The sequence below is a fragment of the Actinoplanes flavus genome (genome assembly GCF_017592555.1).
GTDB classification, from domain to species: domain Bacteria; phylum Actinomycetota; class Actinomycetes; order Mycobacteriales; family Micromonosporaceae; genus Actinoplanes; species Actinoplanes flavus.
Genome location: NZ_JAGFNS010000012.1, coordinates 193,190 through 207,895 on the forward strand (window position 1 = coordinate 193,190; position 14,706 = coordinate 207,895).

Here is a 14,706-nt window from a genome sequence, read left to right on the forward strand (position 1 = left end):
ATAACGGGCTGTTATTCGACCGCCGCTCAGCGTTATTACAACGCGATAAACGGACTATTCGCTCAGGGCCGGTTCGGGGGCCGGAACCCAGCGCCGGGTCACCTGGCGCTCGGCCCAGAACGAGAAGAACGGGATGGTGCCGGCCAACATGACGAGGACCATCCGGCTGAACGGCCACTTCGCGCGGCGGGCCAGGTCGAAACTGCAGACCAGGTAGACCATGTAGAGGAAGCCGTGGAACGGGCCCACCGTCTCGACCACGATCGGGTTGTCGGCCGGGCCGTACTTGAGCGGCATGCCGACCACGACGAGGACGATCAGGACCACGCCGACGATCCAGGCGATGATCCGGTAACGGGTGAGGGCTCCCTGCACGGCGGGTGACTCCTTGATCGATGTCTACTGGGGGATGCGGCCGGGGTAGTCGGCGGGGCGGGCGCCCGGGTTCGCGGCGAGCCAGGCCAGATAGTCGTTGTACGCGTCGAGCTCCGGATCCGCCTCGGCGGGCGCCGCCGCCCGGGAGCCCACCCGGACCGGGCGGCCCAGGGTGACCGCCGAACCCGTGGCGGGCGGCTCCTCCTCCGGGGCGGTCAGCGGCTCACCGGCCGCCTTGCGACGGGCCACCTGGATCTCGCGGACCCAGATGAAGACGACGAAGCCCCCGAAGACCGGCCACTGGAACATGTAGCCCCAGCTGATCGCGTTGCCGTCGGCGGCGCGACTGAACTGCCACCAGCCGAGAGCCAGGCAGCCCGCGGTCAGCACGATCGCGAGCAGATGCCGGGCCATCCACGCCGGAGTCCACAGCCCTTTCATGCCCCGAGCGTACCGGCGGGTTTGGCGGGCGCCCGCATGGGCAACCCGTGCTCACTGGCGGATCGACGCGAACGGAGACGGACGATGATGGAAGCGCGCTTGGAGGAGGGGGCGATGGTCAATTTCGACATCGGCATCGACCCCGCGGGCCTGGCCGACGACGACCTCTTCCGGGAGCTGGCGAGCCTCTACCGGACCCGGTTGCAGACGCTGCGACACGGGCCGGACGCGGCACTGGAGAACCACTTCAAGCGCACCGCCGAACTGGAGACCGAGTACATGGCGCGCAAACCGGGCCGCGAGGTCGACCCGGACCGGCTCACCCAGGACTTCTGACGGTGGTGCGCGAGCGGATGAAGCGGGTCGCCCGGCGGTACGCCCCCCACGAGCACCGCCCGCTGGACGGTTACCTGGTCGCCATCGGCGCCTACGGGGCGATGACCGGGTTCCTGGCGGCGGCCACGAGACTCAGCGGCCGCCCGGTGCCGGAGCGGCCCGCCGTGTCCGACGTGGCCCTGCTCTCCATCGCCACCCACAAGCTCAGCCGGCTGGTCGCCAAGGACGCGGTGACCAGCCCGCTGCGCGCCCCCTTCACCCGGTACACCGAGCCGGCTGGCGCGGCCGAACTGAACGAGGAGGTGCGGGACGAGGGCAGTTCGGTACGGCACGGGATCGGTGAGCTGATCACCTGCCCGTTCTGCCTGGCCGTCTGGGTCGCCACCGGGCTGACCGGCGGACTCGTGCTGGCGCCCCGGCTGACCCGGCTGGCGGCCACCGCGCTGACCGCCACGGCCGTCTCGGACTTCCTCCAGATGGCGTACTCGATCGCCAAGGAGAAGGCGGAGCGCCCCGAACGCTCGGACGAGAGCCCGGCGCTGAGCCCGGTCACACGTTGATGGCACGCAGCGCCTCGGCGGCCTCGTCCTGGGCGTACTCGCCCTCGGGCAAGGCGTCGATGCGCGTCAGGGCGGCCGCCGGAAGGTCCGCGGCGATCGCCCGCCGTCGCAGGTCTCCGCTGGTCAGCCGCTCCTGGGCGTCGTAGGCCGCGTCCAGGAAGGTGTCCAGCTCTCGGATGTCGTCGGTCACGGCGGGTGGACTACCCGGGCCGGCCGCGGCCAAACACGCGGGTGTAATCCAGGTCACAGATGCTCACGGAATCATGAGCCGGTGCCGACGGTTGTGAACGGATGCCGGTGTGCCCAGTGTCCCCGGGCCTCAACCATCGCCTGCACGGAATACCGTTCGGCTGGAGCCGTGTTGAGCCACTCGCCGCGAGGCGACCTGCACACCGGCCTCCGCGTCCGCCCTCCCGGTCTCACCGGGAGGGCGTCGCGGTTTTCCGGGCCGCTTGTGGGGTAACCGCCGGCACATGACCGACGATCGCATCGGCCGGCGCGCCGCGGACCTGCTTCCGGAAGAAGCCGTGACCGGCAGCGCCGACCCGCAAGCCCAGGCCGAGGCGGTGCTCGCCGAATCCGACGAACGGCAGGACGACCCCGGAGCGGCCCCTGACTCGTTCCTCGAAAAACGTCGTTCCGACGAGACGGTTTATTCCGGCAACACCCCCCATTAGGGGCACCTCGTGGCGCGCTTTTCCGGATAGACGTGGCAATATCCCTCGGGTGTCCGCACCGAAACGCCGAGTCCCGGCCGCGCAGCGTGGCGCCCGGCTGGCCAGGCGCACCCCCGTCGACGGCACGGCCCAGCCGTCCCGCCGTGGGGCCGCCCGGCGCTTGTCCCGCTTCTCCGGAGCGCCGTCCGCCGGCCCGCACCCGGTGGAGCTGGCCGGGCTGCTGCACGAGCTGACCGTCCGGTTGCTCTCCGCCGACTCGCTCACCCAGGCGCTCGACCGGCTCGCCACGTTCGCGGCGGGGGCGCTGCCGGGCGTGGTCCGCTGCTCGGTCGCCCTGATCGGTGAGGGCGGGCCGCTCACCGGGGCCGCCGCCGGCTCCGCGGGCGAGACCTTCGACCAGCTTCAGTACGCGGGAAGCGCCGGCCCCGGTCTCGAGGCGGCCCGGACGCGTTCCGTGGTGACGTCGGTGGATCTGCCGGCCGACGAGCGCTGGCCGCAACTGCGTGCCGCGGCCCGGGCCGACGGGCTGGCCGCGGTCGCCGCGGTCCCGCTCGACGTGCGGCGCAGCGCGGTCGGGGCGCTCAGTGTCTACCCGGACCGGGCTGGTGAGGTGAACCCCGAGGTGCTGGTGACCGCGATGGCGCTGGCCGGGCAGGCGGAGGTGCTGCTCGGCGAGTTGCACCGGCGGGAGGCGCTCACCGAGGGCGCCGAGGTGGACCGTGCGGTCGGCGTGATCATCGCGCAGCGTGGTTGCGGTGTGCAGGAGGCCTACGCCGTCCTCCAGGAGAGCGCCCAGCGCCTCGGCCTGGACCGGAGCACGGTCGCCGGCCGCCTGGTCGCCGCCGCCGCGCGGAACTCGGCCTGATCGCTCCGCTTCGCTCCGCGCGACGGTGAGGTGCGCGTGTCTGAATCGTCCAAGATCGCCGTGTGGCGGGTGTGGGCGGCCTGGTTGCGAGCGGGTTCTAGCTGTTCTTCTCGACGTGCTGGACCACCTCGAACTCGAGGAGGGAGGCGCCGGTCGCGACGGGCTTGGATCGTTCGCCGGCGTGTGCGGCCTTGGCGTCGCCGTTCGCCCAGTTCTGGAAGGCCTCCTCGCTCTCCCAGCGGGTGTACACGAAGTAGCGGGTCTCGCCGCCGACCGGGCGCAGCAGCTCGAAGCCGAGGAAACCGGGCGAATTCTCCACCGCGCCGTGCCGGGCGGCGAACCGCTTCTCCAGTTCGGGGCCGGCGCCCTCGGGGACCTCGATCGCGTTGATCTTCACAACAGCCATGTGGTCACGCTACTGCGCCCGGCTGAGAAGACGGCGGAGGCGGGGTACGGGCGGGTGCTCCCACCCGTACCCCCAAGGTTTGATCTAAGCGGGAGCGTCGCCGGTGGCCTGGAGCTCGTCCTCGGCGCGGGCCTGCTGCGCGGAGCGCTGCGACAGCGGCAGTTCCGGCAGGAAGAAGACCACGATCAGGCCGAGGATCATCACGAAGAACGCGATCAGGTAGACGACGTGCACGCTCTCGGCGAAGCCGACCTTGAACGGGTGGGCGATCACGTCGGCGAGGCGGTTCAGGAACGAGGTGTCCGCCAGGCCGGCGCCGCCCATGGCGGTCTCGAGCAGCTCGCCCTGAGCCGGGTCGGAGGCCAGTGCCTGCTGGAACCCGGGTGTCGTCCGGGCCGCGGCGTAGGCGTCCCTGATGTTGCCGGGCAGCACGTTGAACAGCACCGACAGGAAGACCGCGGTGCCGAGCGTGCCGCCCATCGAGCGGAAGAAGGTGACCGCGCCGGTAGCGGTGCCGATCTCCCGGGGCGAGACGGCGTTCTGCACGGCGGTGATCATCGGCTGCATGTTGCTGCCCAGGCCGAGGCCCATCAGCACCATGACCAGCATGGTCCGCCAGAGCGGGGTGTCCGCGCCGATCAGCGAGAAGAGGAACAGCGCGACGACCATGAAGACGCTGCCGACGATCGGGAAGATGCGGTAGCGGCCGGTCTTCGCGATCAGCTGGCCGGAGATGATCGAGCCGCCCATGATGCCGACCACGAACGGGATCATCTGGAGACCGGCCACCGTGGCCGAGGAGCCCTTCACGATCTGCAGGTAGAGCGGGACGGTCATCAGGCCGCCGAACATCGCCATGCCCAGGATGGTGCTGGCGGTGACGCCGACCGCGACGGTGCGCTTGCCCAGCAGGGCGAGCGGCAGCAGGGCCTCGTCCTTGTAGGCCCGCTCGGCCAGCACGAAACCGATCAGGCCGACCACGCCGATCACGTAGCAGAGGATCGAGCGGCCGGAGGTCCAGCCCCAGTCCCGGCCCTGCTCGGCGACGGTCAGCAGAGGCACCAGGCCGAGGATCAGGGTGAGCGCGCCGGGCCAGTCGATCCGGTGGTCGACGCGGTGGTGCGGCAGGTGCAGCACCCGGGCGACGACCGCCATGGCGGCCAGGCCGATCGGCACGTTGAGGTAGAAGACCCAGCGCCAGCCGTCGGTGAACAGGATCTGGTCGGCGCCCGCGAAGAAGCCGCCCAGGATCGGGCCGAGCACGCTCGCGGTGCCGAAGACGGCCAGGAAGAAGCCCTGGTACTTGGCGCGCTCGCGGGGCGGGACGATGTCACCGATGATCGCCAGAGCGAGCGACATCAGGCCGCCGGCGCCGAGGCCCTGGATGGCCCGGAAGGCGGCCAGCTGCCACATGTTGTCGGACAGCCCGCACAGGAACGAGCCGACGATGAAGATGGCGATGGCGAGCAGGAAGAAGGGGCGCCGGCCGTAGATGTCGGAGAGCTTGCCGTACAGCGGCGTGGAGATGGTCGAGGTGATCAGGAAGGCGGTGGTGGCCCAGGCCTGCAGGTCGAAGCCGTGCAGGTCGTCGGCGATGGTCCGGGTCGCGGTCGCCATGATCGTCTGATCGAGCGCGGCGAGGAACATGCCCATCATCAGCCCGCCGAGGATCGTCAGGATCTGGCGGTGGGTGAACTCCACCGGTTTGGCGTGGTTCACGCGGGCTCCCGTCGGGGTGTGGTCGGGTCGGTGCGCAGCAGCGCCTCGACCGCGTGGTTGAACTCTTCGAAAAGGTCGGTGAAGGCGGTGATCCGCTCGGCCGGCCAGTCGGCGAGGGCCCGCTCGACCATCGCCGCACGGGCTTCCCGGACCCGCTCGCACGCCCGCACGCCGGCCTCGGTGACGGCCAGCCGCGAGGCGCGGCCGTCCGCCGGATCCGCCTCCCGGCGGGCCAGGCCCGCCTTGACGAGCTGGGCGGCCTGACGGCTGATCGTCGAGGGATCGGCCCGCTTGAACTCCGCGAGGTCGGTGACCCGCATCGGGCCCATCGCCTGCAACGGCGGCAGCAGCATCAGCGCGGAGAACTCGGCGCCGAGATCCCCGGTCCTGAGCATTCCCCGGAATCGCGCGCCCATCCGGACCAGCCGGGCGATTTCGTCGGCGAGGCGGGTGGATTCCTGCTCATGCACTCGTGGCCTCCAGGGGGGAATGTGTGTGTAGCCTACAACTTGTTGTACGGGTCATCGACTTCTTAGTCGCCACACCCCGGTGACCAGGGACTCGGTGTCCTCGAGAGCGGCCGGGACCGGCACCACGTATTCGGCGACCAGGTCGAAGAGATGCCCGGGGAAGAAGCCGCGGCCCGGGTCGCCGACCAGCACGGTCGCGCCCGCCCGGTGGGCCGCGCGCAGGGTGGCGACCATCTTCGGGGTGACCGTGGGGCTGTAGAAGACGTCCCCGGCGAGCACCACCTGCGGATCGTCCAGGTGACCCGCCAGCGACAGGCCGTTCGCCGACGCGTTGCGGTGGGCGGCCTCGACGGCGGCCGGGTCGATGTCCGTCACGGCCACCGCGGCGGCGCCGCAGTAGGCGGCGGCGATCGCGGCCACCCCGGAGCCGGTGGCCACGTCCAGCACGCGGCGGCCGGCCACCTCGTCCGGATGGTCCAGCAGGAAACGGGCCAGCGCCTGGCCGCCGGCCCAGGCGAACGCCCAGAACGGCGGCGGCCGGTCGCTACGGAACTCGCCGCCGGTCAGATCGAACAGGCCGACCGGGCGGTTCACCAGGAACAGGGAGATCTCCGGGGCCAGTGGCACCGGCGTCAGAGTGGTGGGCAGCACCCCGTGATTCTGCTGGTCCTACCTGATCGGCTGCGGAGTGCTCGCCATGATCAGTTTGGCGCGGTACTCGGCACGGGCCTCGGCGGCCCAGGGCGCGTCCTCGTCCTCCAGCAGCGGACGCGACGCCAGCACCCCGGCGGCGGCCAGCGGACGGGTGGCCCGGTCCGGGGAACGGCCGGCCGCCACGGCCAGCAGCTGATCGAAGGTGGCGGCGTCGACGTGCACCCGATCGGGGTCCAGTCGCAACGAGCCCCGGCGGCCGGTGATCACTGACTCCCGGTCGCGGGCGCCCGGCTCCAGCCGGTCCCGCAGCACCGCCAGATCCGACTTGGCCGTGGCCGGGGCGACACCCAGCGTGTCCGCCAGCTCCACAAGCGACCGGCCTCCACGCAGCGCCAGAAGCGCGAGCAGATGACGGGGCCGGGCGCCGCCGAAGTCCTCCCCGGAGAGGACGATGCCGCGGGTCCGGACCTCGATCGGGCCGAAGAGCTGGATGTCGAACATGATCCAGAACTCTGCGCGTCCGGCGTCCGTGGCGACAAGCCCCAAAGCGAGGGGGTGAGTGGGCCGAACGACGGGGCATCCGGTCCGCTCGGAGGCAACCGGTCGTCGGGCGTACCGGCGGGCAGCCTGTTGGTAGGTCGGGCACCTCGTCGGGTAATCCTTAGACTGCGCGGAGCCCGACGGGGGCGGACTGAGGAAGGTGACGTATGGACAGCGACGATGCGATCACGGTGCTCGTCGTCGATGGCCACCAGACCTTCGCCGAGTTGCTCGGGCACGCTTTGGCTGGTCAGCCCGATCTGCGCTGGGTCGGGCACGCCAGGACGGGGGCCGAGGCGGTCAGTCTCGCGGCCGAGTTGCGACCCGATGTGATCGTGCTCGATCCCGAGCTGTCCGATGCGGACGGCATCGCCATCGCCGAACTCATCCGGGTGCGACAGCCGGATTCACGTGTGGTGATCCTCACTGCCAGCGAGGAGCCGAGTCTGGTGAGGAGGGCCACCACCGCCGGTGCGGCCGGATTCCTCTCCAAGAACGGTGCGCTCGGTGACGTGCTGAACGCTCTGCGTACCGCGCACCGGGGCAGCATGACCGTCTCCACCGACATCCTGGCCCGCCTGCTGCGCAGCACCACACCGGCCACCGCCCCGCGCGGCGGCGTCGCCAACGGTGGGCTGACGGTGCGGGAGAACGAGGTTCTGCAACTGATGGCGGCCGGTTTGGACGCCCGGACAGTGGCCCGCCGGCTGGGCATCAGCGTGCACACCTGCCGCGGATATCAGAAGGCCGTGCTCGCCAAACTGGGGGCGCACAGCCAGTTGGAGGCGGTCGCCATCGCCACCAGGCGCGGGCTCGTTCGACCTGACCCACGGTAAACATCCCTGTCACTCATCCGATAGTCGATTCCTTACGTACTTCCATCGGGGGACATACCGAGGTGCGCTGCAGGGAGGAATCGCGTGGACCGTACCGCCGCCGTCGGCTCATCTCCCGACTCGGCTGGAGCCGGGGCGGGGGAGGAGCGTACGGCTTCGGGGCTGCCGTTGCGGCGGCCCAAGAAACCACCGCTCGAACCGGAAGGGGAACCGGTCTCGTGGTTCGGCGGCGCGCCGGACGACGGCCCGCTCTCGTCGCCGGTCGCGGCGCCGCCGCCCGAATCGGAGCCGTCGGAACCGTCGCCGCGTTCGGTGTCGTCACCGCCCGCGTTCGGCCCCGCGTCGCCGGCCGGGCCGGGGCGGACGTCCTTCGGCTTCAGTGACGGGCCGATCGGTCGATCCCGGACGGGGCGTGCGCCCGGTGAGGCCGACACCGTGGGGGCCGGGGAGCCGCCCGTGCGGGAGCGGTCGGCCGGCGGCTCGATGGGGGCCCTGGCGGCCGCCTCGGGCGCGCTGCCGGTGACCGGTGACGTGCCGCCCCTCCGGCGGCGGAGGAGCCGATCCGATGTGCCGTCGGAGGAACTGCCCGCCGTGCGCCGGACCGGAAGCACGGATCCGGCGCCGGCCTTCGCGGACCCGCAGCCGGTCGCCGAGCCGCCGGCTTTCGCGGAGCCGCCCGCGTGGGGTCCTATCGGGAGCCCGGCCGGGGAGATGTTCTGGAGTGGAGCGCGGGAGCAGCCGGCCACCGAGCCGGCCGTCCGGGGCGAGAACCCCGCGCCGGCTCCGTCCTCCGTCCGGCCGCGGCAGTCCCGGCTGGTCACCGCCGGCATGGCGCTGCTCGGCGTGGTGGCGCTGGCCGTCGTGACGTTCACCGGCGTCGTCTACTACACCGGCGATGACAACCAGATCAGCGACATGCTGCAGCTCGGGGGCGACCAGCGGGTGGTGACCGGGCCGCTGGAGTCGCGGACCATCGCCACGTTCGAGATGATGGCCGCCACCGACCGGGTGCGGTTGACCATCGCCGACCTGGGCGCCGACATGTACCGGATCAGTGCACCGGACAACGCCGGCATCCGGCCCAACGCCGAGTTCCGCGACGACCGGCTGCGGGTGGACGTGGCCCGGGACGAGACCGGCACCGGCGGCGAGGTGGAGGTCGTGCTGTCCGCGAAGGTGCGGTGGACCATCCGCTTCTCCGGCTACTCGGCCGAGCGGATCGTCGACCTCAGCCAGGGCCGGATCCGGGGTATCGAGATCGTCGGCGGCACCCGGCGGGCCGAGATGACCCTGGCCGACGCCTCCGGCACGGTACCCATGAAGATCACCGGCGGGATCGAGGAGCTGGTCCTGCGGGCGCCCAGCGGCAGCCCGGTCCGGGTCAAGGTCGGCGGTGGCGCCGGGACGGTGACGGCCGGCGCCCGGACCCTGCGGAACGTGGCGCCCGGGTCCACGCTCACGCCGAAGGACTGGACCAGCGGCAACCGGTACGACGTCGACGCGGCCGCCCCGATCACCCTGCTGACGGTCGAGACCGCCTGACCGTCCGGTCAGGCGGTCTCACACCGCTGAGTTTCGCCGGTGGGGTGTCAGTTCAGAACGCGCAGGCGGACGGTCTGCTCCATGGCACGGAGCTGGTCGAGCACCTCGTCGCTGTAGCCGCGGGCGATGTCGGTGATGAGGTAGCCGAACTCGCCGCGGGTGCTGAGCATCTGGCCCTCGACGTTGACGCCGTGCTCGGCGAGGATCCGGTTGACCTGCGCCAGCACGCCCGGCGTGTTCTTGTGCATGTGCACGATGCGGTGCATGCCGGGCAGCTCGGGCAGGGTCACGCCGGGCAGGTTCACGCTCAGCGTGGTGTTGCCCTCGGTCACGAACTTGGCCAGCTTGTTCGCCACGAAGCCGCCGATGTCGGACTGGGCCTCCTCGGTCGAACCGCCGATGTGCGGGGTGAGGATCACGTTCGGCAGGCCGCGCAGCTCGGACAGGAACTCGTCGCCGCGGCCCTTCGGCTCGGTGGGGAAGACGTCGACCGCGGCGCCGGCCAGGTGGCCGCTCTGCAGCGCGTCCCGCAGGGCCAGATGGTCGACCACGATGCCGCGGGACAGGTTGAGGAACAGGCTGCCCGGCCGCATCTTGGCGAACTGCTCGGCGCCGAAGAAACCGGCGTTGCCGGGCCGGCCGTCCACGTGCAGGGTGACGATGTCGCTGGACTCCAGCAGCTCGTCCAGGCTGGCGCAGCGGTGCGCGTTGCTCAGCGCCAGCTTGTCGGCGGTGTCGTAGAACGAGACCGACATGCCGAGGTTCTCCGCGAGCACCGACAGCTGGGTGCCGATGTTGCCGTAGCCGACGATGCCGAGGCGGCGGCCGCGGATCTCGTGGGCGCCGTCGGCCGACTTGTCCCAGACGCCGGAGTGCATCAGCGTGTTCTTCTCGGTGAGCCGCCGGGTCAGCGCGATGATCTCGGCGATCGCCAGCTCCACCACGGAGCGGGTGTTGGAGAACGGCGCGTTGAAGACCGCGACGCCGCCGGCGGTGGCGGCCGGCAGGTCGATCTGGTCGGTGCCGATGCAGAACGCACCGATCGCGACCAGGCTGTCGGCCGCCTCCAGCACCTTCGCCGTCACCTGGCTCTTGGACCGGACGCCGAGCAGCTGCACTCCGGAGATGCGGTCGATCAGCTCGACCTCGTCGAGCGCGTTGCGCAGGGACTCGACCTGGAATCCGTCCTCCTCGAGCCGGGAGACGGCGTCGGGGTGGATGCTCTCGAGAAGCAGGACACGCACCTTGGGCTGGTCGATCATCATCTTCCGTTCCATGTTTCGGTTGGCCGCCCGGGCCGCCACGCCGAAGCCCAGTTCAGGGCGTCCAGCCTAGTCCTCCGGCATGCCGGGTCCGGTGCGGTGTGCTTGAGGTCCCATCTACCGGTCAACCCCGTAACTGTTACGGGACGGCCGCGGGTGTGGTTCAGTCCGGTTTCACGGCGGCGACGCTAACGAGGGAACCTTTCTTTTTCCTTGCACCGTCGCGTGTCCCGGTCAGTCGCCGAGGGCGTCGCGCAGCCAGGGCAGCAGGGCGTCGCCCTGGAAGCGCTGGAAGGCGCGGACCGTCGGCAGGCCCGGTGGTGGCGCGAGACGGGAGCGGTGCTGGAAGTAGGCGGCGGCGCCCGCGACCACCCCCACCACGGCGTCGTGGTCGACGCCGGCGAGCAGCGGGCCGGGGTCGCCGCCGTGCACGATCACGTTGATCGCCAGCAGCGTGGCGTCGAGCCAGGCGGGGCCCACGCAGCCCCACGGCCAGTCGATGAAGACCAGCCGGCCGTCGGCCCGGACCAGGATGTTGTCGGCCCGCAGATCGGTGTGCACCATGGTGTGCCCGCCGGACAGCGCGGCGATGCCGTGGTCGGCGGCCGCGCGCAGCGCGCCGAGCCGGCCCGCGGCCCAGGGGTCGAGGTCGTCCGGCGGCGCGACGGCGATCAGGTCCCACGAGGCGAAGTCGGCGGCGAGGCGGCCGGCCGCCGTCGGCAGGCCGGGCACCGGCGCCGGGGTGAGCGCGCCGGCCAGGTCCCGCAGCGCGGCCGCGGCCGCGTCGATGTCGCCGGCCAGCCACGGGACGCGCGGGTGGGTGCCCGCCACGTCCTCCAGCACCAGGACCACCCAGGTGCCGTCGTCGAAGCCGCCCAGCATCCGCGGCACCGGCGCGTGCTCCGGCAGGGCGGCGGTGATCCGCAGCTCGCGCCGGGCGAGATCGGCCGACTCCTGGTTGAGCGCCGGGGTGACGGCCTTGACGAACGCCCGTGCCCCGGACGCGGTACGGACCCGGTCGGCGGTGCCGGGGGAGAAGCCACCCGGCTGGGAGACCGCCGCGACGACCGGGCCACCGCCGATGATCTCCTCCACCGCGTGCTGGACCGGGCCGGGCAGATCCGCCCAGCCGATGCGGGTGCCACCCGCCGCCGCCGTCGTCATGCCGGGGATCGTGGCAGGCCGTGGACGGCCCGCGAAACAGGTTTTCGCCACCGGGGCGGGGTCCGGCAGCCGCGACGGAACCGGGTTATCGCCGACGATTCCGGGTAGATCCTGCCGGTTCGGGGCGATCCGATGCGGTCGGCGCTCGGTATCGTCGATGGTAAGGACCGGTTCCGGTCGGCCGCGCGACAGCGAGGTGGGGGCGATGGGATCGCTGGGGTGGGCCGTCGTGCTCTCCGTGCTGTCCGCGGCCGCCTACGCCGGCGCCGCGGTGGCGCAGGAGAGGCTGGCCGGGCGCGGGCATCGCGGCCGGTCCCGGTGGGCGGTCGCGCTGCTGCTCACCGGGGCCGGGGTGGCGCTGCACGTGCTGGCGCTGAATTTCGGCACGGTCGCCGTGGTGCAGGCCCTGGGCACGCTGACCCTGCTGTTCGCGCTGCCCATCCAGGTGATCCGCTATCACACCCGGCTCAGCCGGGCGGCCTGGCTGGAGGCGGCCATGACGGTGGCCGGACTGGCGCTGATCCTGTCGCTGTCGGTGGAGTCGGAGGCGCCGGCGCTGCTCACCGAACCGGCGGTGGAGGTGGTCGGTGCGATCACCGCCGGGGTGGTGTTCGCCTGCTCGCTGGCCGGGTGGCGGTCCGGTCCGCGGATGCGGGCGGTGCTGCTCGCGGCGGCCGCCGGCGCGGCCTTCGGGATCGCCTCGGTGCTGTCGAAGGCGGTGCTGGCGGCCTTCACCACCGGCGGGCTCGCGGCGGTGTCCGTGACCGCCGCGACGCTGGTCGGCGCGTTCTCGGTCACCGGCTACGCGATCGGCCAGCTGTCCTATCGCGGGGCCGGGCTGGCCGCGCCGCTGGCCACGGTGAGCGTGACGAACCCGCTGGTCGCGGCGTTCGCCGGCGCGGTCCTGTTCGAGGAGAGCGCCCGGTTCGGGGCGGCCGGGCTGATCGCCGTCGCCGCCGCGGCGCTGATCATGGGGTGGGGCGTGGTGGGGCTGGCGCGGCGGTCCGCCGCCTCGTCCGGGAGCGGGGTCCCGGAACCGGTCAGGGGGCCCGGGGCAGAAGGACGGTGACGATCAGCCCGCCCTCGTCGCGGGCGTCGGCGTGGACCCGGCCGTGATGTGCCTCGACGACCGACCGGACGATCGACAGGCCCAGCCCGGCGCCCGGCCCGGCCAGGCGTTCCCGGTGGTAGCGGTGGAACGGCTGGAAGAGGCCGGGCACCTCGTAGCGGGGGACCACCGGGCCGGAGTTGACGACCCGTAGCTCCACCCAGCCGTCCGGCCGGGTCCGGGTGGACACCCGCACCCAGCCGTTCTCCGGCACGTTGTGGCGGACGCCGTTCTCCACCAGGTTCTGCACCAGGCGTTCCAGCAGCACCGGGTCGCCGAGCACGGCCGCCTCGCCCGGTTCGGCGACGACCTTGACGGTGTCCGCGACGGCCACGTGGTCGACGATGTCGGCGAGGTCCACGTAGGAACGCTCGGTCACCTCGCGTTCCGAGCGGGCCAGCAGCAGCAGACCGTCGATCAGCCGGCCGTGCCGTTCGTTGATGGCCAGCAGCGTGGTCCCGAGCTGCCGGACCTCGGGTGAGGCGGTCTCCGGTTCCAGCGCCACCTCCAGCAGCGTCCGGTTCAGGGTGAGCGGGGTGCGCAGCTCGTGCGAGGCGTTCGCGATGAACCGCCGCTGCCCGTCGAGCGACCGGTCCAGCCGGGCCAGCATCAGGTCGAACGTGTCGGCCAGCTGCTTCAGCTCGTCGTTCGGCCCGTCCAGGGCGATCCGCTCGTGCAGGCCACGGTCGGCGGCGGGCGACTCGGCGATGCGCCGGGCCGTCTCGGTGATGGTGTGCAGCGGGTGCAGCATCCGGCCGGCGATCAACCAGCCCAGCGCGATCGTCGCGGCGCTCACCACGGCCAGCGCGATCGCTCCCTGGGTCAGCACCGTGTACAGGGTGCCGGCCTGGAACCCCTCCACGGTCTGCCGGGTGACGGCGTCGGGAGGCGCGGCGCCCCCCGCCTCCAGCTTGACCGATTCCCCGGCGATGTTGCCCTCGAACACCATGGGCGCCCGCCGGTCGATCAGGATGTAGATGACCGCCAGCAGCACCATCCCGGCGGCCACGAACAGGCCGCCGTAGACGAGGGTGAGACGGCCGCGCACGGTGAGTCTCATCGGATCCGGTACCCCACTCCCGGCTCGGTCAGCACCACCGGCGGATCGCCCAGTTTGCGGCGCAACTTGAGGATCGTCATCCGTACGGCGTGGGTGAACGGGTCGGCGTTCTCGTCCCACGCCTTCTCCAGCAGCATCTCGGCCGACACCGCGGTGCCGTCGGCGCGCAGCAGTTCGGCGAGCACGGCGAACTCCTTGCGCGACAGCGGCACGTACCGGCCGTCGCGGTGCACCTCCCGCCGGTACGGGTCGAGGCTGATCCCGGCCCGGCGCAGCACCGGCGGGGCGGCCGGCCGGGCGCGCCGCCCCAGCGCCGCGACCCGCGCCGACAGCTCCCGGAAGGCGAACGGCTTCGGCAGGTAGTCGTCGGCGCCGAGGGCCAGCCCGGACACCCGGTCGTCGATCCCGGCCGCGGCGGTCAGCATCAGCACCCGGATGTCGGCCTTGCGCTCGGCGAGCACCTCGCACACCTTGTCGCCGTGCACCACCGGCACGTCCCGGTCGAGGACCACCACGTCGTAGTCGTTGACGTCGATGCGTTCCAGTGCGGAACCGCCGTCGTAGACGACGTCGACCGCGTGCGCCTCGCGCCGCAGGCCCTGCGCCACCGCGTCGGCGAGCAGGGGCTCGTCTTCCACCACCAGGATCCGCATGCCTCCATCTTGAACCGGATCGCTGTCAACTCGGCGTC

General features: G+C 72.0%; 19 protein-coding genes. 7 read left to right on the plus strand and 12 right to left on the minus strand.

Annotated features, from left to right (window positions below; genetic code table 11):
* Positions 1-54 precede the first annotated feature (54 nt).
* Complete coding sequence (locus J5X75_RS19985; protein WP_208468914.1) at positions 55-375, minus strand: DUF3817 domain-containing protein; 321 nt, start codon at positions 373-375, stop codon at positions 55-57.
* Between the two features lie 24 nt (positions 376-399).
* Positions 400-816 carry a hypothetical protein gene (locus tag J5X75_RS19990; RefSeq protein ID WP_208468915.1) on the minus strand — a complete coding sequence of 139 codons (417 nt, stop codon included), beginning with the start codon at positions 814-816 and terminating at the stop codon, positions 400-402.
* An 84-nt stretch (positions 817-900) separates the two neighbouring features.
* Here J5X75_RS19990 and J5X75_RS19995 point away from each other — a divergent pair, with 84 nt between their 5' ends.
* Both J5X75_RS19995 and J5X75_RS20000 read left to right on the plus strand, forming a co-directional pair.
* Positions 901-1,152 (plus strand): DUF6158 family protein, encoded by a 252-nt coding sequence (locus tag J5X75_RS19995; protein ID WP_208468916.1) that lies wholly within the window; start codon positions 901-903, stop codon positions 1,150-1,152.
* A complete protein-coding gene (locus J5X75_RS20000; RefSeq protein WP_208468996.1) occupies positions 1,149-1,712 on the plus strand; it encodes a DUF1360 domain-containing protein in 564 nt (187 codons plus the stop codon). The genes J5X75_RS19995 and J5X75_RS20000 overlap by 4 nt, the downstream gene beginning before the upstream one ends.
* Here the strand turns inward: J5X75_RS20000 and J5X75_RS20005 are convergent.
* On the minus strand, positions 1,702-1,902 hold the full coding sequence (locus J5X75_RS20005) for a hypothetical protein (protein ID WP_307798169.1): 201 nt from the start codon (positions 1,900-1,902) through the stop codon (positions 1,702-1,704). The two genes, J5X75_RS20000 and J5X75_RS20005, sit on opposite strands and share 11 nt — an antisense overlap.
* A 283-nt stretch (positions 1,903-2,185) precedes the next feature.
* Here J5X75_RS20005 and J5X75_RS20010 point away from each other — a divergent pair, with 283 nt between their 5' ends.
* Together J5X75_RS20010 and J5X75_RS20015 are read left to right on the plus strand one after the other, a co-directional pair.
* Positions 2,186-2,389, plus strand: coding sequence for a hypothetical protein (locus J5X75_RS20010; RefSeq protein WP_208468918.1), 204 nt, complete (start codon positions 2,186-2,188; stop codon positions 2,387-2,389).
* Positions 2,390-2,438: 49 nt separating this feature from the next.
* On the plus strand, positions 2,439-3,254 hold the full coding sequence (locus tag J5X75_RS20015; protein WP_208468919.1) for a GAF and ANTAR domain-containing protein: 816 nt from the start codon (positions 2,439-2,441) through the stop codon (positions 3,252-3,254).
* 97 nt (positions 3,255-3,351) lie between these two features.
* Here the strand turns inward: J5X75_RS20015 and mhuD are convergent, their stop codons facing one another.
* The 5 genes from mhuD to J5X75_RS20040 all read right to left on the minus strand — a co-directional run bounded on the left by mhuD (position 3,352) and on the right by J5X75_RS20040 (position 7,004).
* Entirely contained in the window at positions 3,352-3,660 is a 309-nt protein-coding gene (gene mhuD, locus J5X75_RS20020) for a mycobilin-forming heme oxygenase MhuD (RefSeq protein WP_208468920.1), read from the minus strand.
* 84 nt (positions 3,661-3,744) lie between these two features.
* The gene (locus J5X75_RS20025; RefSeq protein WP_307798170.1) at positions 3,745-5,379 is read right to left on the minus strand and encodes an MDR family MFS transporter; all 1,635 of its coding nucleotides are present in this window, start codon (positions 5,377-5,379) and stop codon (positions 3,745-3,747) included.
* Complete coding sequence (locus J5X75_RS20030) at positions 5,376-5,849, minus strand: MarR family winged helix-turn-helix transcriptional regulator (protein WP_307798171.1); 474 nt, start codon at positions 5,847-5,849, stop codon at positions 5,376-5,378. The genes J5X75_RS20025 and J5X75_RS20030 overlap by 4 nt, the downstream gene beginning before the upstream one ends.
* Positions 5,850-5,900: 51 nt before the next feature.
* Entirely contained in the window at positions 5,901-6,497 is a 597-nt protein-coding gene (locus J5X75_RS20035) for a class I SAM-dependent methyltransferase (protein WP_238488622.1), read from the minus strand.
* 21 nt (positions 6,498-6,518) lie between these two features.
* The gene (locus J5X75_RS20040; RefSeq protein WP_208468922.1) at positions 6,519-7,004 is read right to left on the minus strand and encodes an AfsR/SARP family transcriptional regulator; all 486 of its coding nucleotides are present in this window, start codon (positions 7,002-7,004) and stop codon (positions 6,519-6,521) included.
* A 206-nt stretch (positions 7,005-7,210) separates the two neighbouring features.
* On the opposite strand from J5X75_RS20040, the gene J5X75_RS20045 reads away from it, so the two are divergent.
* The gene (locus J5X75_RS20045; protein ID WP_208468923.1) at positions 7,211-7,879 is read left to right on the plus strand and encodes a response regulator; all 669 of its coding nucleotides are present in this window, start codon (positions 7,211-7,213) and stop codon (positions 7,877-7,879) included.
* Positions 7,880-8,335: 456 nt separating this feature from the next.
* Positions 8,336-9,421 (plus strand): hypothetical protein, encoded by a 1,086-nt coding sequence (locus tag J5X75_RS20050; RefSeq protein ID WP_208468924.1) that lies wholly within the window; start codon positions 8,336-8,338, stop codon positions 9,419-9,421.
* A gap of 47 nt (positions 9,422-9,468) precedes the next feature.
* On the opposite strand, the gene serA is transcribed toward J5X75_RS20050, so the two are convergent.
* Both serA and J5X75_RS20060 read right to left on the minus strand, forming a co-directional pair.
* On the minus strand, positions 9,469-10,686 hold the full coding sequence (serA, locus tag J5X75_RS20055; RefSeq protein WP_208468925.1) for a phosphoglycerate dehydrogenase: 1,218 nt from the start codon (positions 10,684-10,686) through the stop codon (positions 9,469-9,471).
* A gap of 231 nt (positions 10,687-10,917) precedes the next feature.
* The gene (locus tag J5X75_RS20060) at positions 10,918-11,847 is read right to left on the minus strand and encodes a phosphotransferase family protein (RefSeq protein WP_208468926.1); all 930 of its coding nucleotides are present in this window, start codon (positions 11,845-11,847) and stop codon (positions 10,918-10,920) included.
* A gap of 205 nt (positions 11,848-12,052) precedes the next feature.
* Between J5X75_RS20060 and J5X75_RS20065 the strand changes: the two genes are divergently transcribed.
* The gene (locus J5X75_RS20065; protein ID WP_208468927.1) at positions 12,053-12,916 is read left to right on the plus strand and encodes a DMT family transporter; all 864 of its coding nucleotides are present in this window, start codon (positions 12,053-12,055) and stop codon (positions 12,914-12,916) included.
* Here the strand turns inward: J5X75_RS20065 and J5X75_RS20070 are convergent.
* Entirely contained in the window at positions 12,888-14,015 is a 1,128-nt protein-coding gene (locus J5X75_RS20070) for a sensor histidine kinase (protein WP_208468928.1), read from the minus strand. The genes J5X75_RS20065 and J5X75_RS20070 overlap by 29 nt on opposite strands.
* Entirely contained in the window at positions 14,012-14,668 is a 657-nt protein-coding gene (locus J5X75_RS20075) for a response regulator transcription factor (RefSeq protein ID WP_208468929.1), read from the minus strand. Before J5X75_RS20075 ends, J5X75_RS20070 begins: the two co-directional genes overlap by 4 nt.
* Positions 14,669-14,706: the final 38 nt, after the last annotated feature.